At 44.3% G+C, this 1,837-nt stretch carries 2 protein-coding genes; both read right to left on the reverse strand.

Features of this window, described 5'->3' with window-relative positions; translation table 11 throughout:
* Positions 1-179 precede the first annotated feature (179 nt).
* Positions 180-1,016: a YjbE family putative metal transport protein gene (locus AC1DUA_RS35910; protein ID WP_477504280.1), complete on the reverse strand. Its 837-nt coding sequence runs from the start codon at positions 1,014-1,016 to the stop codon at positions 180-182.
* Positions 1,017-1,290: 274 nt separating this feature from the next.
* Positions 1,291-1,482, reverse strand: a complete 192-nt coding sequence (locus tag AC1DUA_RS35915; protein ID WP_477504281.1) for a hypothetical protein — start codon at positions 1,480-1,482, stop codon at positions 1,291-1,293.
* Positions 1,483-1,837 lie beyond the last annotated feature (355 nt).

The raw sequence follows: 1,837 nt of genomic DNA on the forward strand, positions 1-1,837 counted from the left end.
GAGCTGGAAGGCTGTCTTTTTTTATAATCAAAATGATGGCAAGGCAGAAGGATACGAGTACAAATGTGAGTATAGAACCAGAATCGGTCATTGGTGAATCATCCTTATCCTTATAGAATATGACGCTTGCTAACTACTGCATGATAGTAACTTTCGCTGCCTATCAGCAAACTCCTTTTTCAACCGGCATGCTGCATCGTTTCATCGGGATTTTCATCATCTTCGGTCTTCACCAGAATTAACTTGCCCCGAGAATCCATTTTGACTGTAAAACGATCTTCCGGAGCAATTTGCGCCTCATCGCTTAATTCCTTAGGCAATGTCAACTGTCCACGGTCACCGACTTCTACGAGGTAGCCAACCATTTTGGACCATTTGCCTGCCGCAAGCACGATGATGACGAGCAGACCGATAAGCAGCCATTTGCCGAGCGGGTTTGATGCAAAATAAGGGGAGAGGAACTTCTCGCCGGTAATCATTTTACCTGCTGTTAACGCGAGCACGCCTGCGCCGATATACATGATCCATGGATATTTTTCAATCCATTTGATGAACAAGGTGCTGCCCCAGACCACGATAGGGACGCTAACGAGCAGACCGATGATGACTAGCAGGAAATTCCCGTGAGCTGCGCCGGCGACAGCAATTACGTTATCCAGGCCCATCACGGCGTCGGCAATAATAATCGTACGAATCGCAGCCCACATACTGCTCTTGGCTTGAACTTGTTCGTGATTTTTCTTCTCACTGAGCAGCTTATAAGAGATCCAGAGGAGCAATATGCCACCCGCTAAGAGTAGACCCGGAATTTTCAAAAGTGTGACCACGATTAGGGTTGCCAAAGCGCGAATAAYGATGGCGCCCACCGTTCCCCATAAGATGACTTTCTTTTGTGTTTTCTTTTCCAAATTACGTGCCGCCATACCGATAACGATCGCGTTATCTCCTGCAAGTACCAAATCAATGAGAATAATACTGAGTAATGAAACGAAAAAAGCTGCTGATAACCATTCCACAACGACCACTCCTTTAGCAATTTTTTTGAAAAAAATAGAGCCCAGCACCGACGACCGGTGAAGGCTCTAATTCATCAAAAAAGACCTTCACCAAAAATTTGGCAAAGGTCTTGCTAACAACGATTGTCGTTGCCAATAAAGCCGGGATCTGATGAGGATCCGAATTGACGACTTTACTGTATCAGCTACTCCCCTTTGGAGTATTACGTATGAAATTATAACTTGATTATAATAAAGATAGAGAAGGAAAGTCAAGGCATTTGGTCTAATCCGCTTAGACTTCTTTGAAAGCGTCCATAATCGCTTGCAATTCTTCCTCAGTACCATCGAACTTATCCTTAGCAAATCGCTCACTAGCCCAGTGCAGCATCGCTGGCCGTCCGATAAAAGTGTGACATTCTTCGCCCCACTGGTCGGAGATCTCGGTAAGCACAATTTTGGTCCCTTGGACTTCAACATTGAGCATGTTCCATTTATCTTTTTTGTAGATCGTATGTTTCTTGAAAGGTTGTTTTGACACAGTTGTTCCTCGTTTCTGTAGTAAGCTTAAAGATATATGCAATCGTATCATAAATATGAATGATTTCCAAACAGGTCATCAAGAAATCCCTATTGCTATAGGCAGTCCCCCATGGTAATATTCTCCTAATCCTTTCCAGAGGGGAACGGGTTAAGAGACAGGTTGTCGAACAGACAAGTTGAGCTGAGGRGAGATGAGCATGGAACAAAAGCGTATTTATGAGCAAGTGGGGGTCGCTATGACCTCAAGATCGTACTCCGAGTATGAGAAAATGTTTATGCTGCAGACGGAACAATTGCAA

Source organism: Paenibacillus sp. 01T422, assembly GCF_056398785.1.

Bases quoted from the DNA above. Each gene is read 5' to 3' on its own strand.
- AC1DUA_RS35915 (WP_477504281.1), bottom strand. From the start codon at position 1,482: ATGCTCAATGTTGAAGTCCAAGGGACCAAAATTGTGCTTACCGAGATC.